This window comes from Streptomyces sp. NPDC050743, from assembly GCF_044456925.1.
In the GTDB taxonomy this organism is placed as follows: Bacteria; Actinomycetota; Actinomycetes; order Streptomycetales; family Streptomycetaceae; genus Streptomyces.
Map to the genome: position 1 here is coordinate 47,052 of NZ_JBITGJ010000041.1, position 25,267 is coordinate 72,318.

Sequence of the window (25,267 nt, forward strand, 5' to 3'; positions counted from 1 at the left end):
GGCCGTTCTCCCGGCGCGCCTCAGTTCTCAGTCGCTGTCGCCCGGCTTACCGGGGGCGTAGCCGTAGACCCGGTTCGCGCAGAGGGAGTCGTTCGGGTAGTTCTTGTCGCACCACGAGTGCACCTGGTCCAGGCACTTGTTCATCTCGTTCATCGAGATGCCGTCCTGGTTCTCAGGCTTGGCGCACGACGGCGGCTCCGGGGTGGACAGATCGTCGTAGGTGGCGAAACCGAACAGCGCCACTCCCGCGGCGGCGCTGATGGCTGCGGCCTTGCCTCGTCTGGTCATTCTGGCCCAGGCGTTCATGAGTTCCCCTCCCTGTTGCGCACCCGGCAAGCTCAACCGTTTGTCAGGCTGCGTCGTCATTCTCCGGTCCGCGCCCACAGACGAAGCACCGGGCCTTGCCTTCCCTAGCCAGGCGCCACCGCTCGCGCTGCCCGCTGGAACGGCGCTCCCGCGTCTCGGGGGTCTGGCTGCTGGCGTGCATCGCCGCCTGACGGCGCTCCCGCACCGCTGGGTCCTGCCAGGAGGCGGCGACGGACTGAGCTCGGCTTGAGCCGGCCTCGTTGCCCAACTCGTCCGAGTTGGGCGTGCTTTCGGTGTTCATAGACCAATTGGAATCAATCGGTCATCACACGTACAGCCGAGAGGGTGTCCAATGCGGCCCGACTGCGCCGCCTGTTCACCTCACCGACCGCGGCGGCGGCCTTCGCCGAACAGTACCTCGGCACGACGACCGCCTCCTGAACGCGCACCGCACCCGCGTCAGGCCGGCTGCCGGCAGCCGGCTGTCGGCAGCCGACGAAGTGATGGGCAGATCTGTTCCAGCCGCGGCGTTCCCGTGGCGGTCCGACCTGCGGATCTCTCCAGGACCCGTGGAACAGATCTGCCGATCGCCGGCCTCAGGCGATCCCGAGGCTTTCCAGCACCTCGGCGCCGGGGAGTTCGGCGAGGGCCTTGCCGGGGACCAGGAGCTTGCCGCGTCGGCGGCCGCTGCCGACGAGGACGTAGGGCAGGTCGACCACGGCCGAGTCGATCAGCAGCGGCCAGTCGGCGGGCAGTCCGACCGGGGTGATGCCGCCGTACTCCATGCCGGTCTCGCCGGTCGCCGTCTCCATCGAGGCGAAGGAGGCCTTGCGGGCGCCCAGCCGGCGGCGGACGACGCCGTTGACGTCGAGCCGGGTCGTGGAGAGGACCACGCACGCGGCGAGGGTGGTCTCTCCGCCGCGCTTGCCCGCGACGACCACGCAGTTCGCCGACTGCTCCAGCAGCTCGCGGCCGTAGTGCTCCACGAAGACGGCCGTGTCGGCCCAGCGCGGGTCCGTCTCGACGTAGAGGACGCGGTCGGCGGGGACCGCCCCCTGCCACTTGCGTACGGCGTCGGCGACCGGGGCGGTCAGCTCCTGGAGGCAGTCCGGGACGGGGGTGGCGGTGTCGAAGTCTCCGATGGGTGCGCGCATGGCCGCACGCTAACAGCCCGCCCGGGCGCGGTTCAGCGCACGGGCGGCACGGAGACGGCCATCACCATCTCCATCGGTACGTCGCCCTCGTTGCCGTACGTGTGCGAGGTGCTCGCCTCGAACGTGGCGCTCGCGCCGGTCGGCACCAGGTGCTTCACGCCGTCCACGGTGAGGGTCAGCTCGCCGGCGGTGACATGGACGAGTTCCACCGTGCCCACCGGGTGCGGCTCGGAGGGGCTCTGCTCGCCGGGCATCAGCCGCCAGTCCCACATCTCCAGGGGGCCGGGTGCCTCCGTGCCGGCGAGGAGGCGGTTGTAGCTGCCGGCGTCCGTGTGCCACAGACGTACGGCCTGCTCGGCGGGGACGATGCGGACGGCGGGGCCCTGTTCGTAGTCGAGCAGGGTGGTGATGCTGATGCCGAGCGCGTCGCCGATCTTGACGACGGTGCCGATGCTGGGGTTCGTCCGGGCCTGCTCGATCTGGATGAGCATGCCGCGGCTGACGCCCGCGCGGGCGGCGAGCGCGTCCAGCGTGAAGCCGCGCTCGGTGCGCCAGCGCTTGACGTTGCGCGCCAGGGACTGGGTCAGCAGGTCGAGGTCCGACACATCACATCCATCGATGAGGGTTCAATATATGGAATGACAGAGTTCACTTGACTGAACTACGGTGGGGTGTACCCGCTCGTTCATCGAACTGTACTGCGAGGCAGGCCGTGACAGCATTCTTCGCCCTGACCACCAGCCTTCTGTGGGGCCTGGCCGACTTCGGCGGTGGACTGCTGACCCGGCGTACGCCCGCGCTGACGGTGGTGGTCGTCTCGCAGGCCATCGCGGCGACGGTCCTCGGCGCGATCGTGGTCGCCACCGGCAGATGGAGCGAGGCCGGGCCCCGCCTGTGGTTCGCGTTCGCCGCGGGGCTGGCCGGACCGATCGCCCTGCTCTCCTTCTACAAGGCCCTGGCGCTCGGCCCCATGGGGGTCGTCTCGCCGCTCGCCACGCTGAGTGTGGCGGTTCCGGTCGGTGTCGGGCTGTTCCTCGGCGAGCGGCCCGGACTGCTCCAGTTCGCGGGCATCGCGGTCGCCGTCGCCGGGGTCGTCCTCGCGGGCGGTCCGCAGCTGCGCGGCGCGCCGGTACAGCGGCGGACGATCCTGCTCACGCTGGTCGCGGCGCTGGGCTTCGGCACGGTCTTCGCCCTGATCACGGAGGCCTCGACCACCGTCACGGGCCTGTTCCTCGCCCTGTTCGTCCAGCGGGTGACGAGCGTCGTGGTCGGCGGGGCCGCGCTCGCCGTCTCCGTCCGGCGAGGCGGCCGGGCGGTGCCGGAGGGCGGCTTCCCGTGGGCCTCGCTGCCCGCGCTGGCCTTCGTCGGGCTCGCCGACGTGGCCGCCAACGGCACCTACGCGGTGGCCGCGCAGCACGGCCCGGTCACCGTGGCGGCCGTCCTCGCCTCGCTGTATCCGGTGGTGACCGCGCTGGCCGCGCGCGGCTTCCTCAGCGAGCGGCTCCGGGCGATCCAGGCGGCGGGCGCGGGACTGGCGCTGCTCGGCACACTCCTGCTGGCGACGGGCTGAGCCGACCTGCGGTTCCGGTCCCGGCGGAACCAGCCGACGGTTTCCAGTTCAGGCCGAGCCACCCTGCGGCTCACGGTCCCAAGCTGACCCGACCAGTGCCTTGCAGTCCCGCCGGAATCAGCCACGGTTCCCAGCCCCGGCCGACCCGACCTCCGGCTTCCAACCCCGGTCGAGCCGGCCTCCGGCTCCCGGTTCCGGGCGGACCCGACCTGCGACTTCCAGTCCCGGCGGAACCAGCCGACGGTTTCCAGCCCCGGCCGACCCGACCTCCCGCTTCCGGTCCCAGGCCCAGCCGACCCGCGACTTCCAGCCCCAGCGGAATCAGCCCACGGTTTCCGGTCCCGGCCAAGCCGATCTCCGACGCCCAGCCCCGGCCGACCCGACCTCCCGCTCCGATCCCGGTCCCAGCCGACCCGCGACTTCCAAGCCCGGCGGAATCAACCCACGGTTTCCGGCCCCGGCGGAGCCGACCTCCCGCTTCCGGTCCCGAGCGACCTCCGGCTTCCAGCCCGGCCGGGCCGACCACCGGTCCGGTTCCGAGCCGCCCCACCCTACGACTCCCAGCCCCACTGGAATCACCCCACGGCTTCCAACCCCGGTCGAGCCGGCCTCCGGCCTCCGGTTCCGGGCGGCTCAGGCCTCGGTTTCCAGTTCCGCGAGGCGGGCCATCCCGGCCTCGTCCAGTTCTGCCAGCGCCCGCAGTTGCTCCGGCGTCGTCCCTGCCGGGATGGGCACCGGGGCCGGTGTCCTGAGCGGTGGCTGCCAGCCCTGCTCGGTCGTCCAGCGCCGGACGACCCGGGCGGGCGCCCCCGCCACCACGGCGTGGTCCGGCACCGTGCCCCGTACGACCGCGCCGGCCGCGACGACCACGTTCCGGCCGATGCGCGCGCCCGGCAGGATCACCGCGCCGGTGCCGATCCAGCAGCCCGGGCCGATCTCCACCGGCTCCATGCGGGGCCACTGCCTGCCGATGGGCTGGTGCGGGTCGTCGTAGGAGTGGTTGGTGGAGGTGACGTAGACGTACGGCCCGAAGTAGCAGTCGCTGCCGATGGTCACCGTCGTGTCCGCGATGACATGGCTGCCGCGGCCGAGGACCACGCCATCGCCGATGCGCAGGATCGGGTCGGGTCCGAGGTCCAGGTCCGGCATGAGGCCGGCGGTCAGGGTGACCTGTTCGCCGATGATGCAGTGGGAGCCGAGGTGGATCCAGGGCTCGCCGAAGACGGTGCCGAGCGGGAAGGCGAGCCGGGTGGCTTCGCCGATCGCGCCGAAGCGCAGGCGGCCGGGACGGTCGGCGGTGACGGAACCCGTGCGCTGAGCCCAGGCCCAGGCCGCGTGCACCGCGCGTTGGGCGAGGCGGCGGCGCCAGGACGAGAACGTGTTCTTGGGCTTCGGCACGGGCTTACGTTACTCAGCGGTTGCCTTCGGCGAGAGGGTGGGCTGCTGTGATCTTTGCCCCATGCGGTTGTCGTACCGTTCGGGTACTTACGGATGCGAGGAGACGGTGATGACACAGCAGGCGCTGATCGTGGGCATCGGGGGCAAGGAGCCCCAGGTCGATCCCGAGGCGTTCGTGGCGCCCACGGCTTCCGTGATCGGGGACGTTTCGCTCGGGGCCGGGGCCAGTGTCTGGTACGGCGCGGTGATTCGGGGCGATGTCGAGAGCATCACCGTGGGAGCGCAGGCGAATGTGCAGGACAACGTGACCCTGCACGCCGATCCCGGATTTCCGGTCTCAGTCGGGGAGCGGGTCTCCATCGGGCACAACGCGGTGGTGCACGGGGCGACCGTCGAGGACGACTGTCTGATCGGTATGGGGGCGACCGTGCTGAACGGGGCGGTGATCGGCGCCGGGTCACTGGTGGCCGCTCAGGCGCTGGTGCCGCAGGGGATGGTGGTGCCGCCCGGGTCGCTGGTGGCCGGGGTGCCGGCCAAGGTGAGGCGTGAGCTCACGCAGGAGGAGCGGCAGGGGGTCACCCTCAACGGCACGGTGTATGCCGAGTTGGCCAAGGCGCACAAGGACGTGCATCAGTAGGAGCGTCGCGGGTGCGGGTGCGTGCGCCCCTGCCGGGGCGCCTCACTCCCCGGCGCTGACCGGCTCTGCCTCCCGGTCCGCCTGCTGCTGGGCCTTCTTCGCCTTGCGCTTGATGATCAGCATGGTGGCGAGGCCGAGCACCACCGCCGCCCCCAGGCCCACGTAGGAGAACTTCTTCAGCCAGCCCTCGGCGACCACGCCGACGTAGTAGACGGCGGCCGTGGTGCCGCCCGCCCAGCAGATGCCGCCGAGGACGTTGGCGATCAGGAACTTCCAGTACGGCATGTGGAGGACGCCCGCGAGCGGGCCGGCGAAGATGCGCAGGAGGGCGATGAAGCGGCCGAAGAACACCGCCCACATGCCCCACTTCTCGAACGACCGCTCGGCGGTGGCCACATGACCCTCGCCGAAGTGCCTCGGGAACTTCCCGCCCAGCCAGGCCAGCAGCGGGCGGCCGCCCTTGCGGCCGATCGCGTAGCCGATGGAGTCGCCGATCACGGCGCCCGCGGTCGCGCACGCGCCGAGGACGACCGGGTTGACGCCCGAGTGCTGGGAGGACATCAGCGCCGCCGAGACCAGGATGATCTCTCCGGGAAGCGGGATGCCCAGGCTCTCCAGTCCGATCACCAGGGCCACCACGACGTAGACGGCGGCCGCGGGCACCGTGTCGAGCCATTCCTGGACGTGCACCGCGGGATCCTCCCCTGTCGCTGTCCTTGCCTGCCGGGCCGCCGCATGTAAAGCGCGCCCCACGGGAAGGCTACCTGGTCGGCTGTGAACGGCGGCTTGCGCGCACCCGCCCGGCGGCACCGTCCCGCCCTCGCGCCTTCGGTTTTCGGACATCCCCGTGTCACGCGGGAGGGGAAGGCTCCCCGCGGTATCGCCCGACCCGCCTCCCCCAGTCCCCGCCGCGGGACCCGCTGCGGAAGGACGACGTCCCCGTGTCCTCATTGTCTCCGTCCCCCTCGCTCCCCTCCCCGCCGTGTCCCCGGACGGCGGATCCGCTCCCCGCCGGCTCCGGTGCCCCTGCGGACACCGGTGCCGATTCCGCTCCCCGGCCCACGTCCCCCCTCGCGGCCCGGCACATACGGCTGGCCCTGTGCCTGGCTCCCCTACTGCTCGCCGCCGGCTGGGCCGTCGCCAACCGGCCGGTGATGTACGAGGGGGTCCGGCGGCTGGTCGCGGCCGACCCGGGGTGGCTGCTGGCTGGAGCCGGTTTCAGCTGCCTGAACTGTGTGGCGGCCACGTGCGTCCGGCAGGGCGCCCTGCCCGACCGGGTGCCCCCGGGGCTGCTGCTGGCCTCGCAGTTCGCCGCGGGCGCCGCCAACCACGCGCTGCCAAGCGGGCTCGGCGCCCATGCCGTCACCGTGCGCTTCCTGCGGGGCCAAGGGGTGCCGTCGGCCCGGGCCACCGCGTCGATCGGGCTGTACTCGCTGGCCAAGTCCGGCGCGAAGACGCTGGTGCTGCTGGCGTTCCTCGCCGCCTCGCCGGCCTGGCGGCGCCTCGGGGATCTGGTCCCGGACGGACGGCTGGTGGTTCCGGTCGCCGTCGTCGTGGGCGGGGCCGTCGCGGTGGCGGGGGTGCTGCTGACGGTCGTACGGCCGTTGCGGCGGCCGGTGACCGGGCTGCTGCGCACCGCCCTCGCCGATGCGCGGGAGGTGCACACGCGGCCCTCCCGGGTGGTCGCGCTGTGGGGCGGGGCGGTCGCGATGCCGCTGGTGCAGGGAACCACCCTGGCCTGTGTCGGTGCCTCGCTCGGGCTGGGGCTGCCCTGGGAGCACGTGGTGCTCGCCTATCTCGCGGCGGGCACGGCCGTCGGGGCGGTTCCGGCGCCGGGCGGGTTCGCGGTCGACGCGGCGCTGGTGTGGACGCTGATCACCTTCGGTGCCGCGCCGGCGGCGGCCACGGCGACGGTCATCGGCTACCGGGTGCTGACCGACTGGGTGCCACTGCTGCCGGGCACCCTGACGCTGTCCGCGCTGATCCGCGCCAAGGTGCTGTGAGCCCCGATCCGCCCATCCGCCCGACCGGGGTGTCGGCGATGCGGCCTTGAAGGTGCCCGTGCCGGGCCGTGCCGTGGTCACTCGCGGCGGGCCACCAGGCGGTAGGCGTTGGCCAGGCCGAGGCGGTGGGACAGGGGGCGTAGCGCGAACCGGTCGAGGAGCGTCGCCGTGATGAGCGCGGGCACCCCCGCCAGGAGGAGTGCGCTGCGAGCGGTACGGCGCAGGGCGCCGGGCGGCTCGGGCAGCCAGGGGGCGTCCTCCCGTGGGGCGGCCTGGTCGAGGGCCAGCCAGACGGCGGCGAGCAGGTCGACCGGGTCGTGCGCCGCGGCGTGCTGCTCGGCGACCACCGTGAAGCCGAGCTCGGTCAGCCGGCGCCGGAGGTTCGCGACCGGCATGAAGTGCAGGTGCTGCGGCTGGAGCCAGGGCAGCCACCAGCGGCCGAGCAGCCGGGCGTAGCGGCTCTCCGGGTCCGGCACCTCGACGAGGAGGTGGCCGCCGGGGCGTACGGCGTCGTGGGCGGCGCGGAGTTCGCGGTCCGGGTCGGTGCTGTGCTCCAGGTAGTGGAACATGCTCACCACGTCGTAACGGCCGGCGAGTTCGGGGGCGAGATCGGGGAAGGCGCCGCGGTGGGCGTGGTCCACGCGGCCCTCGCGGGCGGCGAGTTCGACGCCCTCGGTGAAGTCGAGCCCGTCGAAGGCGGTGCCGGGCAGGACGGCCCGGGCGCTCGCACAGAAGTGGCCGTGGCCGGTGCCGACGTCCAGCCAGGTCTTCGGGGCGGGGTCGTGCGGGAGCATCGCCTCGGCACGGGCCCGGTACATGGCGCCACGGCCGCCGAAGGTGCCGCTCATACGCTGTTCGCCGAGACCGTCGTAGAAGTCCCGGTAGTAGAACTCCAGGCCTTCTTCGGTGAGTCGGGGGTTCTGGAAGAGGTGACCGCAGTCGGCGCAGCGGTCGAGGGTGAAGCGGCCGGGCTTGTGCTGGAGCAGGTCGGTGGTGCGCAGGCGGGTGGTGAGGCGGTCCGAGCCGCACCAGGGGCAGCGGGTGCGCCGGGGCGCGAGGAAGCGGCCCGTGCCGGCGGCCAGGTCCTCCCGATAGGCGGGGCGCAGGGCGGCGATGCGCGCCGCCCTGTCGCTCTTGTCGTTCGTGGCCTTCTTGCTGGTCTCGGCGCTGTTGGCCTTCGTCGCGCCGTGGTCGCTCATCGGCCCTCCGCTGCGAGTCGTTCGAGATGGGCCGCCGCGGCCCGGGCGCCACCCGCCGCGCGGAACGCGGTGCGGATCCGGGCGGCGGCGGCCCGGTGGGCGGGATCGGTGAGGACGGTGTCGAGGGCCGCGCCCAGGTGGTCCGCGCGGACCCGGCCGAAGCGGATCCGGACGCCGGCGCCGGCGTCCACGACCTGTGCGGCCACCACGGGCTGATCGTCGCGGATGGGCGCGACGACGAGCGGGACGCCATGCCACAGGGCCTCGCACACGGTGTTGTGTCCGGCATGGCAGACGACCGCGTCCATCCGCCCCAGCAGCGCGAGTTGGGGCACGGACGGTAGGACCAGGACGTCCTTGTCGCCGGCCGGCACCGCGAGGGCCCCGCCCGGGTCGGCGATCACCGCCTGCACCCGGTCGGCGCGCTCCCGCAGCGCGCGGAGGCACTCGGCGAGGAACCGGCCGCCCGCGTCGGCGTTCGCGGTGCCCAGGGTCACCAGGACCTTCGCCCGGGCCTGGTCCAGCAGTTCCCAGGGAAACGCGGGGCCCGCCGGGCGGTCGGCGAGACAGGGGCCGACGTAGTGGATGTGCGGTGCCAGCGGTGCCTGGGGACCGATGAGTTCGGGTGTGCTGAAGATCAGCAGGAGGTGCGGCGAGGAACGCGGGTCGGCGGTGCCCGACGGGTCCCCGATGCGGGCGCGCAGTTCGGTCAGGCGGTACCGCAGCCAGGCGGCGACCTTGGGCAGGCCGTCGTAGGCGCCGGTGAACTCCGCCGAGGTGGTGGCCGAGGTGGCCCACGGCAGTCCGAGTCGTTCGGCGACCAGGGCGCCCGCGAAGGCCTGCTGGTCGGCCACGACCACGTCCGGGCGGAACTCCTGGGCCGCCGCCCGGACCCCCGGTGCCATGGCGTCGGCGAGCGGGAGCAGATACCACTCCCACAGGAACTTCAGCGCCTGAGCGCCGCGCAGGTCCGGCGGCCGTACGGCACCCTCGGCGCCCGGCACCGCGCCCGCGCAGCCGAACACCTCGGCGGCGGCGCCCGCGAGCCGCCGTACCAGCGCGGGATCCGCGCACACCCAGGCCACGCGGTGCCCGCGCGCGGTCAGCCGGGCGGCGACGCCGACGGCCGGGTTGACGTGTCCGGTCAGCGGCGGCACCACGAAGAGGAAGGCGCTCATCGGACCCCCGCCCCGGCGCCGATCAGGTCCAGGACGTGCCCGCCGACGGCCGCCGGCGCCTCCACCAGCACCGAGTGCTCGTACCCGGGCAGCACGACCGCCCGGTAGTCGGTCAGCAGCGCCCGCATCAGCGGCACCAGGTCCGCGAGGTCCGACTCGCCGCCGTACACGCCGAGGACCGGGCAGCGTACGGCCCTGATCGCGGCCTCGGTCAGCACCCGGCTGGCCGGGATGTCCCGGCCGAGGGTGGTCTCGCGAGCGAGCCGGGCCGCGCCCTTGGCCAGCCGGGCGGTGTTGTGGCCCCGGTGGGCGGTGATCCAGGCGATCGCGTCGGACTCGTTGTACGCGAGCTGGTCCATGACCCGGTCGAGGATGCGGCCGAGCTTCGCCGCCCACGCCGCGGTCGCGGGCTCGGACTCGATCAGCGTCAGACTGGCCGTGCGCTCCGGGTGGCGGGCGGCGAAGCCGAAGGCGATCGTGCCGCCGTAGGAGTTGCCGACGAGGTGGACGGGGCCGGTGACGGCCAGCCGGTCGAGGAGGGCCTCCAGGTCGTCGATGTTGTGGTCGAGGGTGTAGCCCCGCGGCGGGCGCTCGCTGCGGCCGTGGCCGCGCAGGTCGTACATGACGACGTCGAGGCCGGCCCCGGCGAACGCCAGCGCGACGGTGAAGTAGTAGCTGGCCAGGCTGTCGGTGAGCAGCCCGTGCACCAGGACGATCGTGCCGTGCGGGACGCGGCCGTCGGCCGGCCCCGTGCGCTGGACGTGCAGCCGGATCCCGCCGGCGTCGACCATCGCCATGGCTCAGCCCGCCTGCGTGGTCTTCAGGCTCCACACCACGTACTCCACGAGCCGGCCGACGGTCAGCTCGATGATCTCGTCGAACTCCATGCCGGCCAGGAACTCGGCGAGGTTGACCCGCCGGCCGTAGCGCTCCTCCAGCAGTCCGGCCAGGGTGACGAGGTCGATGCTCTCCAGCTCCAGGTCGCGGTTGAAGGTGGTGGACATGCCGATGACCACGTCGTCGTCGCCGTACTCGGCGAGCACGGTGCGGAGCATGCCGGTGAGGTCGGCGAGCACGGTGCCGGCGGTGGGCTGCGCCGGGGCTGGCTGGGTGGGGTTCATCGGGGGTACTCCTCGGCTGGTTCGTCGGGGTGTCCGGCGCCCGAATGTCCGTCGTCGGAATGGTCGTCGTCGGGATGGCCGCCGTCGGTGCCAGGCCCGGTAGTCCAGGCCACCACGTACGTGCGCGGTGGCAGGGCGGGCGGGTTGGCCGCCGGTGCGCAGTGCACGGTGTAGACGCGTTCCAGTCGGCCGGAGACCAGGAGCCGGCTGCCGTCCGGCGCGGCCTCCAGTACCGCGAAGTCCCGTGGCCTGCCGCCGAACCCGGCGCCCTCGGCCTTGGCGACCGCCTCCTTGGCGGCCCAGAACCGGGTGAACCACACGGCTTCCGCGCCCTGCGCCGCGTGGACGCGCAGCAGGCGCAGTTCGGCCGGGCCGAGCGCGGTGGCGAGGGTCGCCGGGTCGCGGTCGGTGACCTCTTCGATGTCGATGCCGGGGCCGGGCCGCGGGGTGTGCGGCCGGACGACCGCCACGCCCGCCTCGGCGCGATGGGCGAGCGAGACGTCCAGCGGGGGCAGGGCACGGCCGTGGACGCCGGTGACGTACGGCCGCCCCGAGTCGTCGTTGCACACACGCAGTTCCGCGGGGAAGACGGGTCCTTCGCCCTGCCGCCAGAGCCACTGCCGTACGGCGTCCTTGGCGGCGATCCGGCCGAGCAGCCACTGGCGGCGGCCGCGCGGCGGGCGTTCGGCGTACTCGGCCCGTTCGGCGCCGCCGAGCGAGTTGCGCATGATCAGCTCGCGGGAGGCGAGGTCCGGCCAGCGCTCGTGCACCAGAGTCCAGCTGCCCGGCATCGCCTGGGAGAGGGTGTTGCGGTCCGGGAAGCGTTCGACGGGCCGGGTGGTGGGGTCGTTGTCGAAGCGGCGGTCCTGCCAGCCGGCGATCACCGCCCACACCCGGCCGCCGACGGCGAGCTCCGCGTCGGCCTCCAGGACGGTGTCCGTGAGGGAGGTGATCCGCAGCACGCAGCCGACCTCGGTGCCGGGGGCCGGGTGCGGTCCGTGGATCCGCAGGTGCCGTATCCGCACAGGGAAGACGACGGTCCGCTCGGTGCGGGTCGCCATTATCCAGTAGCCGAGCAGCTGGCCGACGTTGTCCAGCAGTGCGCCGGGCGCGGCGGGCGCGGTGATCACACCCCGGATGTGCCGCTCGCCGATCGCGGTGAGGTCGGTCAGGCCCTGGAAGCCGGAACCGTGAAACATCCAGCGGTCCCGGTAGATCTGGGCGGCGGAGTGCTCGGGACGGCGTTCCGGGGCGTCCGGGAGGGGGCTGGGCGGGGGTGGTGCGGGGTGACGTGTGGCGAGCTCGACCGTGGCGCGGGCCGTGGGGCCGAAGGTGACGGTGACGCGAGCCGGGTGGCCGGGGGCGGCCGTGACGGTGACCGGTACGTCGACGGGTGGTGTGGCGGTGAGCCAGCGGTCGAAACGGGCCTCGTGCACGGCGACCGCCCGCAGGCCGGGGGCCGCCGCCTCCGCCGCGTCCATCATGTGCCGGACGATCGTGGTTGCGGGGACGACCGGCCAACGGTCCTCGACGTCCGGCCAGTCGGGGCGTTGGGGGAAGAAGCAGTGGTCCAGGAGGTGGGGCATGGTCTGGGGGGAGATGTGGACGGTGGTGGTGGTCGGGGGCGGGGTTGTGGTGGGGGTGGGCGCGGGGGCCGTCGCCGTGAGGGCGGCGCCGCTGCGGTCGCGCCGGGCGCTCGCCGCGATCAACTGCGCTGCCGTGTCCGCGGTGTCCCGCAGCAGGGCGGTCAGCTCGGCGGCGGCCGGGAAGTGCGGGGCGAGGCCGTCCAGTTCGCCGAGGTCCGGGACGGCCGGGCGGGCCGCGGGGCGCACGGCATGTGGTCCCTGGCCCAGTTCTGCGCGGAGCGCGTCCCGTACCGGTCCGTCCAGGGAGACGAGGGCCCCGCCGAGGTCGAGCCGGACGGGTGCGCGGCGCCGGAGAGCCGGTGTGATCGCCGTGGTGGCCGGCGACCCGGCGGGGGTGGCCGCCGCGATGTGCGGGGACATGGCCGGCACCGTCGGCGCGGTGTGCGGCGGCACCGTGGCCCCCGTCGCTGGGGTCTGCGGCGGCACCGCACCTGCCACGGCCGCTCCTGCGGTCCACAACGCCGTGGCGACTCGGCGCAGTTGGGGCATGCCGCCGCGTTCGGGCACGTTGGCGGCCACGGTCAGGTGGTCGCGGTCGCCGAGGGTGTCGGCGATCAGGGAGGTGAGCCGGCCGGGGCCCGCCTGGACGAAGACGCGGTGCCCGGCGGCGTACAGGGCCTCGGTCAGCTCGCGGAAGCGGACGGGTTCCAGCAGATGCCGTACGAACAGCTCACGCACCGCCCGCTCGGCCCGGGGGAAGGGCGCGGCGGTCGTCCCGGACCACACCGCAACGGTCGGCGGGTGGAGCCGGAAGCGGTCGGCGGCCTCCCGGATGGGCGCCAGGTACGGCTCCAGCATCGGCGTGTGGAAGCCGGAGCGGAAGGGCAGCACCTGGCAGATCACGCCCTGCGCGCGCAGGGATAGTACGAACTCCGCGACGGCCGCGCCGGGCCCGCAGACCATGCACTGGCGGGGCGCGTTGTCGTGGGACAGCTCGATCCCGGAGCCCGCCCAGGACTCGGCGAGCAGCGCGCGGACGCGCGCGGCGGAGGTGCCGAGGGCGGCGAAGGTGAGCCCGGGGACGGTGACGCTGTCCGGGTCGAACTCCGCCATGAACGCATCCACCTGGTCCGGTGCGTACAGCCCTCCCACCGCCATGGCCGTCCACTCGCCGACGCTGTGTCCGGCGACCGCGTCCGGTACGACGCCCATGCGGCGCAGGGCCTGGTCCAGCAGGCGGCCCACCCCGACGACTCCGAAACCGTGCCGGCCGACGTCACCGACCCGGACGTCCGCGCCGGGCAGCGGGCTGAGGCCGAAGTGGGCCGCGATGTCGTCGGTGCGGGGCGTGAAGTCCCCTTCCAGGCCGGGGAAGACGAACGCCAGCCGGCCACCGCCGCCCGGGCCGAGCAGCGGGCCCGGCCGGAACCACACATCGCTCCGGCCGTGCCAGCCACGCCCCTTGGCGACCGCACGGCGGGCCAGGGCGAGCCGCTTCGGCGTCGGGTCCACGATCCCGAGCCGCACCGGACCGGCGTCGGGGTGCGGCCCGCCCGGGTCGAGACCGGCGGCGAGGACGACAGAGTCGTCGGCGCCGAGGACGGCCGCGAGGTCGGGCACACTCCCGGCGGCGAGCAGCAGGACCCGCTCGGGCTCGGCGACCTGCGCGGAACCGGACACCGAGCGCGCACCGGGCGCCTCGTCCGGCACCGACCGGGCACGCGTGGCTCCCGCCCGGCCGTAAAGCGCGCCCCCCGCACCCGCACCCCCGGTCTGCCCCGGCGGGGAGCCGAGACCCGGTGCCTCCTCCAGCACCACATGGGCGTTGATCCCGCCGAAGCCGAAGGCGTTCACGGCGGCCCGGCGGACCGGCTGCCGGACGTCCGTCTCCCAGGGGCGGGACTGGTCCAGTGTGCAAAAGCGGGTGGCGGCGAGGGCGGGGTGGGGGTCGTCGCAGTGGAGGGTGGGCAGGAGGGTGCGGTGGTGGAGGGCGAGGGCGGCCTTGACCAGGCCGGCGACCCCGGCGGCCGGCATGATGTGGCCGATCATCGACTTCACCGAGCCGAGGACGGGGCGGAAGCCCTGGCCCTCGGCGTGCCCGAACACCTCGGCCAGGGTGGTGAGTTCGGCCGCGTCACCGGCCGGGGTGGCGGTGCCGTGGGCCTCCAGCAGGCCGAGGGAGTCCGGTGCGGCCGGGTCGAGCCCGGCGGCCCGCCAGGCCTGGCGCACGGCTCTGGCCTGCCCGCCCGGGTCCGGCGCGGCCAACCCCGCCGTACGGCCGTCGCCGGCCACGCCCGTGCCGCGGATCACCGCGTAGACGCGGTCGCCGTCGCGTTCGGCGTCCGCGAGCCGCTTGAGTACGACGACGCCCGTGCCCTCGCCGATGAGGATGCCGTCGGCGTGGCGGTGGAAGGGGCGGATGCGCTGGCTCGGGGACAGAGCGCGCAGTTGGGCGAAGACGCTCCAGAGCGTGATGTCGTGGCAGTGGTGCACTCCCCCGGCCAGCACCAGGTCGCAGCGGCCGGTGGTGAGTTCGGTGACCGCCTGGTCCACCGCGACCAGGGAGGAGGCGCAGGCCGCGTCCACGGTGTAGGCGGGGCCGCGCAGGTCGAGCCGGTTGGCGATGCGGGAGGCGGCCAGGTTCGGCACCAGGCCGATCGCGGACTCCGGGCTGTCGGGGCCGAGCCGTTCGGTGAACGCCGCGCGGATGCGCTCGAGTTGGGCGCCGGAGAGGTCGGGTAACAACTCGCCGAGGGTGCGGGTCAGTTGCCCGGCCGTGCGCACGCGCTGGTCGAGGCGGACCAGGCCGGGGGTGAGGTAGCCGCCGCGGCCCAGGGCCACGCCGATCCGGTCCCGAGGCGGGAGCCGTTCCTCGCCGCCGGCATCCGCGAGCGCGGCGGCGGCCACGTCGAGGGCGATCAGCTGGTCGGGCTCGGTGCCGGGCACCGAGGCGGGCATGATGCCGTAACGGGTGACGTCCACCTCGGCGAGGCCGTCCACGAATCCGCCGCGCCTGCAGTAGATCCGGTCGGGGGCGGCGGGGCCGGTGGCCGAGCCGGGCCGGTAGTAGTCGGCGTCCCAGCGACCCGCCGGGACTTCGCCGATCGCGTCGACTCCGTCGCGCAGGTTGCGCCAGTACGCGTCGAGGCCGGGGGCACCGGGCAGCAGCACCGCCATCCCGACGATGGCAACGGGTGTTTGACGTGCCGTCATGTCACCAGCCCGACGCGGTGTAGACGACGGCGCGGACGGACGGTTCGCCCCAGGCGAGTTCCCGCAGCAGGGCCGCGGTGCCCTCGTCGGGATCGATCAGCTCGATCCCGCGCCGGGCGTACTCGCGGCCCAGTTCCACGCCGACCATGCCGCCGTGTGTCGCGGAGGGCGCCCAGGGTCCCCAGTGGACGGTCAGCACGCGAGCGCCCGTCCGGGCGGCCCGGTCGGCGCCGAGGGCTTCCAGGGCGTCGTTGGCGGCGGCGTAGTCGGCCTGGCCACGATTGCCGAGCACGGCGGCGATGCTGCCGAACAGCACAGTGAACGCGGGGGCTCCCGGCAGGTCGTCCAGGGCGGCGAACAGCGCTGCGGCCCCGGCCGTCTTCGTGCCGTAGACCCGCTGGAAGGACTCGGGGGTCTTGTCGGCGATCAGCCGGTCCTCGATCACCCCGGCGGCGAAGACGACCCCGTCGAGCCGGCCGTGTTCGGCGTGGATCTCCTTGACCGTCCGCAGGACGGCGTCCCGGTCCCGGAAGTCCACCGAGCGGTAGCGTGCCTCGCCGCCGAGTGCGCCGAGTTCCGCGATGGTCGCGGTGATCTCCCGCTGGGCGAGGATCAGTTCGGCGGCCCGGTTGACCTCGGCGGGGCCGGGCACCGCGCCGGGTCCGGCGGCGAGCGCCGCCCGCAGCTCGACGGGGGTGCGCGCGGCGGCGGTGTGCGGGGCCTCGGGTGCGGTCGGCGTGGGCGTACGGCCCAGCAGCTCGATACGGCACCGGCAGGCCGCGGCCAGCGTGGCCGCGAACCTCGCGGTGATGCCCCGGGCGCCGCCGACCAGCAGGACGACGGAGTCACGGTCGAGGCCGAGCGCGGCCGCCTCGGCGGCACCGTCCCCGGCGGGTCCGGCGCCGGTGTGGGCGAGCGGGCCGAGGGGCGCGGGCGCCAGCGCGAGGCCGTGCCTGGCACCGGCCGCCGTACGCAGGACGACGGGGGCCGGTTCGGGCGCCCGTAGCTCGGCGAGCAGGGCGTCGGCGACGGCCGCCGGGGCGGTGTCCGCGACGGCCACGACCCGGGCGAGCAGGTCCGGATACTCACGGCCGACGCTACGGAACAGGCCGTCCAGGCCGGCTGCCCGGAGAGCGCCCGAGCGATCCTCGGCCCGGAAGCCGTTTCCCCGGTCGTCGGCCCCCAGGGCGCCCCCACGGTCGTCGGCCCTGAGGGCGAGCAGCCGGCGTGGGCCGCACGCGAGCGCCGCGCGGAGCACCGGGAAGGCGTCCGGCAGCACCGGGACGTCCGGGCCGGGCAGCGCGCCGAGGTGGACGACACCGTCGACCGGACCGTCGTCTGCGGTGAGGAGGTGGCCGGCGTCGAGCAGCACGGCTTCGGCTCCCTGCTCGGCGAGCCGCGCCGCGATCTCCGCCGCCGCGCCCGCTCCGTCCCCGAGGAGGGCGAAACGCCGGCCGGGCAGGGCGTGGTCGTGGTGGTCGTCGTCGGCGGGCGGGTCCGGCTCCGGGAGGGGCACAGGCCGCAGCTCGAAGCGCCGGGGCGGAACGCCAGCGACGGGGGCGGGGGCGTATGCCGCCTCGGCCCGTTCCCGGGTCTGGCCGGCCGCCTCTGGGGATCGCCCGCCCGCCACGCCGGTGAACGGGCCCTCGGTCCGCTCCTCCGCGTTCCCGGCCTGGCGTCCCTCGTCACCGGAGTGCGCCGCCCCCACCCGCGCGGTCAGCCACCCCGTCACCGCGGCAGCCGTACGCGCCTTGGCCAGTTCCTCCAGTTCGGCGTCGTCCAGCATGGCGGCGCTGCCCGCGATGCCCAGGCGCTTGGCGAGTTCACCCGCTATCTCGGCCCGCTTGATCGAGTCGATGCTGAGATCCGCCTCCAGGTCGAGGTCGGGCTCGATCATGTCGACGGGGTAGCCGGTGCGTTCGCTGATGATCTCCAGGACGACCCGCTCGACGTCGGCCACCGGCGTTTCACCGACTGGCTCGGCCGGCTCCGGTTCCGCGCGGGGGAGTTCGGCAGGAGGCGTCACCGGTGGGACGGGCGCCGGCGGTGTGGCGCCGGGTGTCGCGCCGAAGTAGGTGAGCAGGACATCGCGCTGGGCGGCGATCATCTCCCGGCTGGTGCGCAGGAATTCGGAGATGAGCGCGTCCCGGTCGGCCGGGGCGCCGTACGGCTGGTCGGTGGTCACGGTCGCCTCCACGACTCGTCGGGCCGGCGCGAGGGCACCGGGCAGGAGTGCTCCGTCGGCGGTGCGGACGAGGTGTCCGTCGACCGTCCAGCCGGGCCGCTTCGGTGCCGGACCGCGCAGCGCGTCGAAGGCGTCGCGGCCCCGCAGGAGCCAGGCGGTGCGCACGGGCACCCCGGCGACGGCGAGCCGGGCGAGGGCGTCGAGCCAGCCGCGCAGGCCGCTGTCGGCGTCCGGTTCGCAGGCGACCGTGCGATGGGGGCGGTCGCCGAGGATCCGTGCGACGAGCCGGGTGAGGACCGTGCCGGGGCCCGCCTCGACGAAGACGCGCGCGCCCGCCTCGTACATGGCCTCGATCTGGGCGACGAACGCGACGGGCGCGCCGATCTGGGCGGCGAGTTCGCCGCGCACCTCGTCGGGGTCGAGCGGATAGGGCGCGGCGGTGCGGTTGGCCCAGACGGGGAACTCGGGGGCCCGGACCGTCTTGTCCGCGAGGACCTTGGCGAATCGTTCCCCCGCCGTGGCCACGAGCGGGCTGTGGAAGGCGCAGGCCACGGGGACGCGCCGCGCGCCGAGCCCGGCGTCGCGCAGCAGCCGCACGGCCGTCTCCACGTCCGCCGTGGGTCCGGAAACGACCGTCTGCTCGGGCGAGTTGAGGTTGGCGACGACGACGGAGGCGGGTGCCCCGCTCGTGCGCAGGGTGTGTTCGACGGTCTCGGCGCCGGCGCCGACGGCGGCCATGGTGCCGGGGTCGTCGCCCGCCGCCGCCAGGATCGCGGCGGCCCGCTCGGCGCTCAGCTCCAGCAGTGCCTCGGGGTCGAGGGCGCCGGCCGCGGCGAGGGCGACCAGCTCGCCGTAGCTGTGCCCGGCGGCCAGGTCGGGGCGGACCCCGGCCGAGGTGAGGAAGGCGTGGGCGGTGAGGCCCGTGACGCCGAGGGCGGGCTGCGCGGCCCGGGTGTCCGTCAGGGCGGCCCGCCGGCGCTCCCGCGCGGCGTCGTCGAAGGCCGCGGGCGGATGGACGGTGCCGGCGTGCGCGCGGCCGAGCTCCAGGTAGTACCGCAGCTCGGAAAGGTGGACCAGGAGCTCGGCGAGCATCCCGGGCCGCTGGCTGCCCTGACCGGGGAACAGGAAGGCGACCTTGCCCGGCACGGGGTCGGCGCCCTTGCTCTGCGCCGGATGGTCGCCCCTGTCCCCCTCCGGCCCCGGCACCGCGTCCGCCACATGGATCCCGGCGCCCGGATCACGCTCCCCCGCGAGGAGCCGCCGCAGTTGTGCGGTGAGTTCCGCGGTGTCGCGGGCCACGAGGGCGGCCCGGACCGGTTCGTGCGAGGTGTCGGCGCGGTGGGCCGTGGCGAGGGCGAGGTCGCGCAGGCGCCAGGGGTGGCCGTCGGCCTCGGCGGCCCGGAGGACCTCCTCGACCTGCCGGAGGGCGCCCGCGGTGTCACGGCCCCGGAAGAGGAACAGCTCGGCCGGCCAGGCGTCCAGGGACTGGCGGGGTGGTACGGCGTCGGCGTGGGCGGCCAGCACGGCGTGGAAGTTGGTGCCGCCGAAGCCGAAGGCGCTGACTCCGGCGAGGCGTTCGGCGGCCGGTGCCGTCCAGGGCCGGGCGCGGGTGTGGAAGACGAACGGGCTGTCGTCCTCCGCCCAGGCCGGGTTGGGCCGCTTCAGGTGCAGGGTGGGTGGCGTGACCCCCGTGTACAGAGCGAGGGCCGTCTTGATCAGGCCCGCGAGGCCGGCGGCGCACTTGGTGTGCCCGATCTGCGACTTGACCGAGCCGAGCGCGCAGCCGCCCGTCCCCGCGCCTGCTTCGGTGAACACCTCGGCGAGCACGGTGAGTTCGGTGCGGTCGCCGACGACGGTGCCGGTGCCGTGCGCCTCGACCAGGCCGACGTCCGCGGGCGAGACGCCGGCGTTGCGGTACGCCCGTTCCAGCGCCGCCCGCTGGCCTTCGGGCCGGGGTGCGGTGAGACCGAGGGAGCGGCCGTCGCTGGCGGAGCCGAGGCCCTTGACCACGCCGTAGATCCGGTCGCCGGCGTGTTCGGCGTCCGCGAGGCGTTTGAGCACCAGGCAGGCCACGCCCTCGCCGAGGGCGATGCCGTCGGCGGCGGCGTCGAAGGCGCGGGAGCGTCCGGTCGGGGAGAGCGCGTGGACGGAGGAGAACAGGACGTAGTCGTTGATGCCGTTGTGCAGGTCGGCGCCGCCGCACAGCACGAGGTCACTGGTGCCGGAGACGAGTTCCTTGCAGGCCACGTCGAGCGCGGCCAGGGAGGAGGCGCAGGCCGCGTCGACGGTGAAGTTGGCGCCGCCGAGGTCCAGCCGGTTGGCGATCCGGCCGGAGATGACGTTGGCGAGCATGCCGGGGAAGGAGTCCTCGGTCAGCCGGGGCAGTTGCCCGTCCAGCCCGTCGGGCACCGTGCCGTAGTACGACGGCAGGACCGCGCGCAGGGTGACGGCGTTGGACAGGTCGCTGCCCGCCTCGGCGCCGAAGACGACCGAGGTCCGCGCGCGGTCGAACGCCCGCCCCCGCTCGCCGTATCCGGCGTCCTCCAGCGCCCGGCGGGCCGCTTCCAGGGACAGCAGCTGGACGGGTTCGATGCTGCCGAGGGAGGCGGGCGGGATGCCGTAGCGCAGCGGGTCGAAGGGGATGCGGGGCAGGAACCCGCCCCATCGGGACGCCGTGCTGCCGGCCGCGTGGTGCACGGCCGGGTCCCAGCGCTCCGGCGGCACCTCGGTGACGGCGTCGCGGCCGGTGACGATGGTGGACCAGAAGGCCGCGAGGTCGGGGGCACCGGGGAACATGCAGGCCATGCCGACGATGGCGATGTCCAGCGGTGCGGGCGGCTCCGGCTCGGCGGCGGATCCCGCGCCCGGGTGGGCGGCCCGCCGCGTCCGGAAGTCGCCGGCGTGCCGCGTCAGGAGATCGGCGGCGCCGTCGGTGACCGAGCGGTGCAGGTCCGCAAGGGTGGTGGTCGCCGAGCGCAGCACGGCGACCTCGCCGGCCATGTACATCCCGTCGGTGAGCTGCCGTTCCTCGTCCACGGTGGCCAACGCGCCGTCCGCTCCGCGCTCGACGCCCTTGCTGGCGATGCGCAGCCGGCCCACGTTGAGCCGTTCCAGCTCCTCCCACACCTCGCGGTCGGTCAGCCCCTGGGCGCGTAGAGCGGCCTCGCGCGCACGGTAGTCGGCGGTGAAGGGGCTCGGGACGCAGCGGGTGGCGTGGCCGGGGGCGGTCTCCAGGAGCGTGGTCGCGGTGGCGGTGAGCACCTGCCGCTGGAACAGGGGCCGGACGGCGCCGTGCGCGACGGCCTCCTCGGTGAACAGGTAGGCGGTGCCCATGAGCACGCCGACGGCGGCGCCCCGGGCGGTGAGCGGTGCGGCCAGGGCCGCGACCATCGCCGCCGACCGCTCGTCGTGGACGCCGCCGGCGAACAGCACCTCCAGCCGCCGGGCGGTCGCGTCGTCGGCCTCGGCCAGGTAGTCCTGCAGTACGGCGAGTTGGGCCTCCCAGAGGGGGAAGGAGGCCCGGGGTCCGACATGGCCGCCGCACTCGGACCCCTCGAACACGAACCGGCGCGCGCCCGCGTCCAGGAACTGCCGCAGCAGTCCCGGCGAGGGGACGTGCAGGAAGGTGCGGATCCCGGCCCGCTCCAGCGTCTCCGCCTGGGCGGGCCGTCCGCCGGCGATGACGGCGTGCGTGGGCCGCAGTTCCCGTACGGCGTCCAGCTGGGCGTTCCTGATCTCCTCGGGCGCGAAGCCGAGCACGCCCACGCCCCAGGGCCGCCCGTCCAGGACGGCCCGCGCCTCGGTGAGCATCGACCGGGTCCGCTCGCCGTCGGCGAGGGCCAGCGCCAGGAGCGGCAGCGCCCCGTCCGCGGCGACGGCAGCGGCGAAGCCTGCCTGGTCGCTGACCCGGGTCATGGGTCCCTGCGCGACGGGGAGCCGGGTGCCGAGCGCCCGGCTCATCGGCGAACCGGGGCGCAGTGCGGTGGCCGCACCGCCGTCGGCCACGGAGTGCATCGCCGCCGACAGCTCCCGCGCCAACCGCCGTACGTCCCCGAACCGTTCGGCGAACCGGGCGGCGAGGAAGCCGTCCTGGCCGACCGGCAGCAGCCGGCCGCGCACGTCGTCGGCGCCCAGCAGGGACGCGACCGCCGCGGGGTCGTCGGCCGGCGGGTGCGGGGCGTCCGGTCCCCGGCGCCGCAGGACCCGGTGGCCGCCCAGCACCACGGTCTCCGAGCCGTCCAGGGAGCGCAGCACCGACCGGACCGTCTCGGGCAGCCCGGACTCGGCGAGCAGGGCCAGCTGGCTGTCGAGGACCACCCCGGCGGCACCGCCGGCCACGGCGGCCGCCGCCGTGCGCGGCCCGATGCCACCGCAGGCCCAGACCGGGACGCGGCACAACTCCTCATCGGACAGCAGCTGTTGCAGCAGGACGAAGGTGCTCGGCTCGCCGACCCGGCCACCGCTCTCACGACCGCGGGCGATGAGCCCCTCGGCACCCGCGCGCAGGGCCGCGCGCGCCTGCCCGATGTCCGTGATCTCCGCCAACACCCGGCAGCCGGAGGGGAGTTCGTTCCGGGGCCAGGTCGCGTCCGCGGTCAGGACCACGGTGCCGGGGGCGTCCGCGACCTCGGCCGGGGCCAGCGCGCAGCGTCCGCTCACCCGTACCCCGAAGGGGCCGGGCGCGGACCGTCTCAGCCGGGACAGCGCTTCTCTGGATCTCCGGTCTCCGGTGCCGAGGTCGAGGATGCCGAGCGCACCGGCGGCACAGGCCGCGGCGGCGAGGCCGGCGTCGGGCTCTCCGAAGGGGGTGAGGCACAGGACGAGGTCATGGGGGCGCACAGGCGAGGTCATGATGCTCCGGCACGATCGGCGAGACAGCACGGTGGGGGTGTGCGGCGGAACGCTCTGATGCGAGGGCACCGGAAACTAGCCTCGGCCTACTCACGGGTCAATAACGACGCCCCCTTTTCGCGCCCGGTGACATCGATTCGGCCATCGGGTCGAATTCCCCGCAAGAACCGGAAAACGCGGTAATTCCACACACCGGTGCGGGCGCGGGACCACCCGGGCCCCCGCACCACACCACCACAGGCCGGGCGAAGCACCCGCCTGCTTCACCGCGCACTCATCCGACCGCAACGCGGCGGGACATCCCCTGGACGTCTGTAAATTCCGCATGACTTCGGCGCCGTGGCTCGAACACGGCCAGGGGTCCGGGGACGTCCCGCATCGTGCGTCAGCGAAGCAGTGCGCCCGTGGTCGCCGGTACGCCTGCGACCGCGTCGGCGACCGGCGGAAGGACCCGGTGCAGCGCCCGCACCGCCCGGGCGGGCGACACGGATCCGGTGCGCCGCCGCTCGTGGCCGGCCCGGACCTGGGCGGCCCGTGGCTCGTTCGCCTCACCGGACCGCGCCGGGTCCCCCGGCCTCGCCGGATCGTCGGTCCCGCCCTCCCTGGAAGCGCCGGATCCGCCATGCGCACCGGAAAGGCCCGGCGCCGCGTCCGGCCGTCCCGTCCCACCCAACCCCGGCTCCAGCACCCACCGCTGCTCGGGTGAGCCATCCCGCGGTACCAGCGCGACGCGCGCGAACGCATCGCCGGAGCCGGGAGCGAGCGCGAGGCCTCCGTGCCGGCGCGGCGGGATCTCGCCGCCCACGGTGATGTCGTACACCGCCTCACCCGGGTGCACGACGCATCCGGCCGGCACGACGGTCTTCGTCCCGGGGTCGACGGAAAGGCACAGGGACGGGTCGGCGGCGCTGCGCAGCACCCCGTCGTCCCGGTACGACCACTGCTGCATGGCGGCGGTGGAGCACGGCGTGAGTCCGACGCCCGCGCCCGCCCGCACGCCGTTCCCGCGCACGTCCAGGCAGCGCCCGGAGGCGAGGCCGCGCAGGCCGCCGTGGGCCGGCTCGAGGGGTTCGCCGAGCGAGGCGGCGGAGGGGGAGACGGCGGTCCGGGCACCGGTGCCGCCCGGGTGTGCGGTGTGGCCGGCGGGGGCGCCCCAGGTGGCGCCTACCCTGGGGACACCGGTGTCATCGGACCAGCTCCTGGCCGCGAGGACGGTGGCGAGCAGCGCGAGCGAGGTCAGTCCGACGCCGATGACCACTGCCTTGCGGCGGCGGCCGACGGTCCCGGTGCGATGTCTGCCTCCCGCCGGTTCGGGCACCGGCGCACGCGGCGCCTCTTCGGCGGCGTCGCGTCCGGGGCGCGAGTCGAGATAGCGGCGGGCGCCCCAGCCGAGCACGGTCTCGGCGATCAGGAGGCCCAGTCCGCCGTCGAACAGGGCGAAGGTCTCGGCGGCGTGCCGGCAGTACGCGCAGACCGTCAGATGGTGCCGTACGTCCGGCAGCAGGGTGCCGCCGCGGCGCATGGGGACCTCCAGGAGCCGGTTGTAGAAGCGGCATTCCCTGGAGGGCGCGAGTTCCCGGTGGGCGCGTACGCAACCCGTCCGGAATTGCTCCCGGGCCTGTTCCAGGGCGGCCGTGGCGGTGGCCGGGTCGATGCCCAGCAGACCGGCGGGTATGTTTATCGGTTCCGCTTCTACCTCGATGTGCCACAGAAGGCATTGCGAGGCGCCGGGAAGGGCCCGGAAGGCGCGTTCGGCGAGTTGCCGCCTTTCCGGTGTTCCGGGCTTTGTCGCACGCAGTCCGCGACCTCCGGTGGGTTTGCGCAATTCCGGCAGAGTCGCGCAGGCCACGTCGTCCGCCGCCCAGGCGCGGACGGTGTCGCGGACGGCGACCAGCAGATGCGGGCGCAGGGCTCCGCCGGCCGCCCCGCCCGTCATCCGGCCGAGGACCTCGTGGAAGGCGGCGGTGGCCACGAGTTGCGGGGCGGGGCCGGCGGAGGCCAGGCAGACGACGGCGTAGTCGTGGGCGGCCCGCCAGTGGCGGGCCAGCAGCAGGGCGACGGCGTGATGGTGGACGTGGTGCGGGCCGCCGAGCCGGGCGGTGAGATCGCGGTCGGACTCCCCGGGTGAACCGGGCAGCGGCGGATAGGGCGGGCGTGGGGGGTGGGGGGACTGCACGGAACCATTTCCTTCCAGCCGCAGGACCGCACACGAAATGCCGTCCTGTCGGAAAGCAGTGCCGATTGGTGCATACCTGTCGGGCCGGCCTTGGCGTTCGACGCCTGCCTTGCCCTCCCGCGGGAAGGCTCACCCTCGCACACGCGGCTCACAGGAAACAAGAAGCTCGATTGACTCGGACTCAAATTCAGCGAATTACATGAGAGTTACCGCCGGTATCACTTCCCGGCCGGTTCCCGAGTTTCTCCGGACATGGGCCACACCGAAGGAGAGTCCCGGCGACGATCCGATCGACCCGGACGAGACCCTGCCGAGCCGGATGCCGGAGGTCCGCGGGCGCCGGGCAGGCAGCGCGGTGGCGCGGATGGAGGTCGATGCGGCGCAGATCCACCGCTACGGCTGCGCGGCGGTGCAACCGGCCGACGAGGACGGGGGCATACGCGTCACCGGACTGGTGCAGAAGCGTCTCTAATCAGCTAAGCGATCCCGTGCGGACCGTGAGGTCTGACACGGGTTCTGCCCACCTGGGCGGGGACGCATGAGCGTGGAGATGGAATCCTGCGCCCAGTGTTGCTCCGCGTGGCCGGTGTCGGTTGGTGGTGGGTGTGCTGATCGTGGTCACGCCCTGGTGCCGGTGGGCTGCGCGGGGCAGCCGGGTCCGGCCCGGTGGTGCGTGTCCCTCCGGACGCT

The 25,267-nt window shown here is 74.4% G+C and carries 16 protein-coding genes and 1 pseudogene; 4 read left to right on the top strand and 13 right to left on the bottom strand.

The annotated features are described in order from the left end of the window. Nucleotides 1-27 precede the first annotated feature (27 nt). The 4 genes from ACIBJF_RS31210 to ACIBJF_RS31225 all read right to left on the bottom strand — a co-directional run bounded on the left by ACIBJF_RS31210 (nt 28) and on the right by ACIBJF_RS31225 (nt 2,065). Nucleotides 28-306 carry a hypothetical protein gene (locus tag ACIBJF_RS31210; RefSeq protein WP_399178703.1) on the bottom strand — a complete coding sequence of 93 codons (279 nt, stop codon included), beginning with the start codon at nt 304-306 and terminating at the stop codon, nt 28-30. A 43-nt stretch (nt 307-349) separates the two neighbouring features. Continuing rightward, nucleotides 350-607 (bottom strand): hypothetical protein, encoded by a 258-nt coding sequence (locus tag ACIBJF_RS31215; RefSeq protein WP_399178704.1) that lies wholly within the window; start codon nt 605-607, stop codon nt 350-352. 295 nt (nt 608-902) lie between these two features. Continuing rightward, entirely contained in the window at nt 903-1,460 is a 558-nt protein-coding gene (locus ACIBJF_RS31220; RefSeq protein ID WP_399178706.1) for a YbaK/EbsC family protein, read from the bottom strand. 32 nt (nt 1,461-1,492) lie between these two features. Further along, the gene (locus tag ACIBJF_RS31225) at nt 1,493-2,065 is read right to left on the bottom strand and encodes an XRE family transcriptional regulator (protein WP_399178708.1); all 573 of its coding nucleotides are present in this window, start codon (nt 2,063-2,065) and stop codon (nt 1,493-1,495) included. A 107-nt stretch (nt 2,066-2,172) separates the two neighbouring features. Here ACIBJF_RS31225 and ACIBJF_RS31230 point away from each other — a divergent pair, with 107 nt between their 5' ends. Continuing rightward, on the top strand, nt 2,173-3,030 hold the full coding sequence (locus ACIBJF_RS31230) for an EamA family transporter (protein WP_399178709.1): 858 nt from the start codon (nt 2,173-2,175) through the stop codon (nt 3,028-3,030). Between the two features lie 633 nt (nt 3,031-3,663). Here the strand turns inward: ACIBJF_RS31230 and ACIBJF_RS31235 are convergent. Further along, nucleotides 3,664-4,428: a DapH/DapD/GlmU-related protein gene (locus ACIBJF_RS31235; RefSeq protein ID WP_399178711.1), complete on the bottom strand. Its 765-nt coding sequence runs from the start codon at nt 4,426-4,428 to the stop codon at nt 3,664-3,666. 109 nt (nt 4,429-4,537) lie between these two features. Between ACIBJF_RS31235 and ACIBJF_RS31240 the strand changes: the two genes are divergently transcribed. Continuing rightward, nucleotides 4,538-5,065: a gamma carbonic anhydrase family protein gene (locus tag ACIBJF_RS31240; protein ID WP_399178713.1), complete on the top strand. Its 528-nt coding sequence runs from the start codon at nt 4,538-4,540 to the stop codon at nt 5,063-5,065. Nucleotides 5,066-5,107: 42 nt separating this feature from the next. Here ACIBJF_RS31240 and ACIBJF_RS31245 read toward each other — a convergent pair whose 3' ends face one another. Next, nucleotides 5,108-5,755, bottom strand: a complete 648-nt coding sequence (locus tag ACIBJF_RS31245) for a DedA family protein (protein WP_399178715.1) — start codon at nt 5,753-5,755, stop codon at nt 5,108-5,110. Nucleotides 5,756-6,006: 251 nt separating this feature from the next. Between ACIBJF_RS31245 and ACIBJF_RS31250 the strand changes: the two genes are divergently transcribed. Then, complete coding sequence (locus tag ACIBJF_RS31250) at nt 6,007-7,068, top strand: YbhN family protein (protein WP_399178717.1); 1,062 nt, start codon at nt 6,007-6,009, stop codon at nt 7,066-7,068. A gap of 77 nt (nt 7,069-7,145) precedes the next feature. Here the strand turns inward: ACIBJF_RS31250 and ACIBJF_RS31255 are convergent, their stop codons facing one another. From ACIBJF_RS31255 to ACIBJF_RS31285, 7 genes are all read right to left on the bottom strand, one after another. Further along, nucleotides 7,146-8,183 carry a class I SAM-dependent methyltransferase gene (locus ACIBJF_RS31255; RefSeq protein ID WP_399178736.1) on the bottom strand — a complete coding sequence of 346 codons (1,038 nt, stop codon included), beginning with the start codon at nt 8,181-8,183 and terminating at the stop codon, nt 7,146-7,148. Between the two features lie 80 nt (nt 8,184-8,263). After that, a complete protein-coding gene (locus ACIBJF_RS31260) occupies nt 8,264-9,445 on the bottom strand; it encodes a glycosyltransferase (RefSeq protein WP_399178718.1) in 1,182 nt (393 codons plus the stop codon). Continuing rightward, nucleotides 9,442-10,242 (bottom strand): alpha/beta fold hydrolase, encoded by an 801-nt coding sequence (locus ACIBJF_RS31265; protein WP_399178720.1) that lies wholly within the window; start codon nt 10,240-10,242, stop codon nt 9,442-9,444. The genes ACIBJF_RS31260 and ACIBJF_RS31265 overlap by 4 nt, the downstream gene beginning before the upstream one ends. Before the next feature lie 3 nt (nt 10,243-10,245). After that, nucleotides 10,246-10,566 carry an acyl carrier protein gene (locus ACIBJF_RS31270; protein WP_399178722.1) on the bottom strand — a complete coding sequence of 107 codons (321 nt, stop codon included), beginning with the start codon at nt 10,564-10,566 and terminating at the stop codon, nt 10,246-10,248. Continuing rightward, entirely contained in the window at nt 10,563-15,365 is a 4,803-nt protein-coding gene (locus ACIBJF_RS31275) for a beta-ketoacyl synthase N-terminal-like domain-containing protein (protein WP_399178724.1), read from the bottom strand. Before ACIBJF_RS31275 ends, ACIBJF_RS31270 begins: the two co-directional genes overlap by 4 nt. Nucleotide 15,366: 1 nt before the next feature. Then, entirely contained in the window at nt 15,367-22,401 is a 7,035-nt protein-coding gene (locus tag ACIBJF_RS31280; RefSeq protein ID WP_399178726.1) for an SDR family oxidoreductase, read from the bottom strand. 385 nt (nt 22,402-22,786) lie between these two features. Further along, nucleotides 22,787-24,577: an RICIN domain-containing protein gene (locus ACIBJF_RS31285; RefSeq protein ID WP_399178728.1), complete on the bottom strand. Its 1,791-nt coding sequence runs from the start codon at nt 24,575-24,577 to the stop codon at nt 22,787-22,789. Between the two features lie 277 nt (nt 24,578-24,854). Between ACIBJF_RS31285 and ACIBJF_RS31290 the strand changes: the two are divergent. Continuing rightward, nucleotides 24,855-25,040: pseudogene (locus ACIBJF_RS31290) on the top strand (UTP--glucose-1-phosphate uridylyltransferase); the annotation flags it as partial. Nucleotides 25,041-25,267: the final 227 nt, after the last annotated feature.

What these genes read in the sequence shown, in the direction of transcription:
- ACIBJF_RS31275 (WP_399178724.1), bottom strand. Translation starts at nt 15,365, where the DNA reads ATGACGGCACGTCAAACACCCGTTGCCATCGTCGGGATGGCGGTGCTG.
- ACIBJF_RS31270 (WP_399178722.1), bottom strand. Translation starts at nt 10,566, where the DNA reads ATGAACCCCACCCAGCCAGCCCCGGCGCAGCCCACCGCCGGCACCGTG.
- ACIBJF_RS31220 (WP_399178706.1), bottom strand. Translation starts at nt 1,460, where the DNA reads ATGCGCGCACCCATCGGAGACTTCGACACCGCCACCCCCGTCCCGGAC.
- ACIBJF_RS31280 (WP_399178726.1), bottom strand. Translation starts at nt 22,401, where the DNA reads ATGACCTCGCCTGTGCGCCCCCATGACCTCGTCCTGTGCCTCACCCCC.
- ACIBJF_RS31265 (WP_399178720.1), bottom strand. Translation starts at nt 10,242, where the DNA reads ATGGCGATGGTCGACGCCGGCGGGATCCGGCTGCACGTCCAGCGCACG.
- ACIBJF_RS31210 (WP_399178703.1), bottom strand. Translation starts at nt 306, where the DNA reads ATGAACGCCTGGGCCAGAATGACCAGACGAGGCAAGGCCGCAGCCATC.
- ACIBJF_RS31215 (WP_399178704.1), bottom strand. Translation starts at nt 607, where the DNA reads ATGAACACCGAAAGCACGCCCAACTCGGACGAGTTGGGCAACGAGGCC.
- ACIBJF_RS31260 (WP_399178718.1), bottom strand. Translation starts at nt 9,445, where the DNA reads ATGAGCGCCTTCCTCTTCGTGGTGCCGCCGCTGACCGGACACGTCAAC.
- ACIBJF_RS31240 (WP_399178713.1), top strand. Translation starts at nt 4,538, where the DNA reads ATGACACAGCAGGCGCTGATCGTGGGCATCGGGGGCAAGGAGCCCCAG.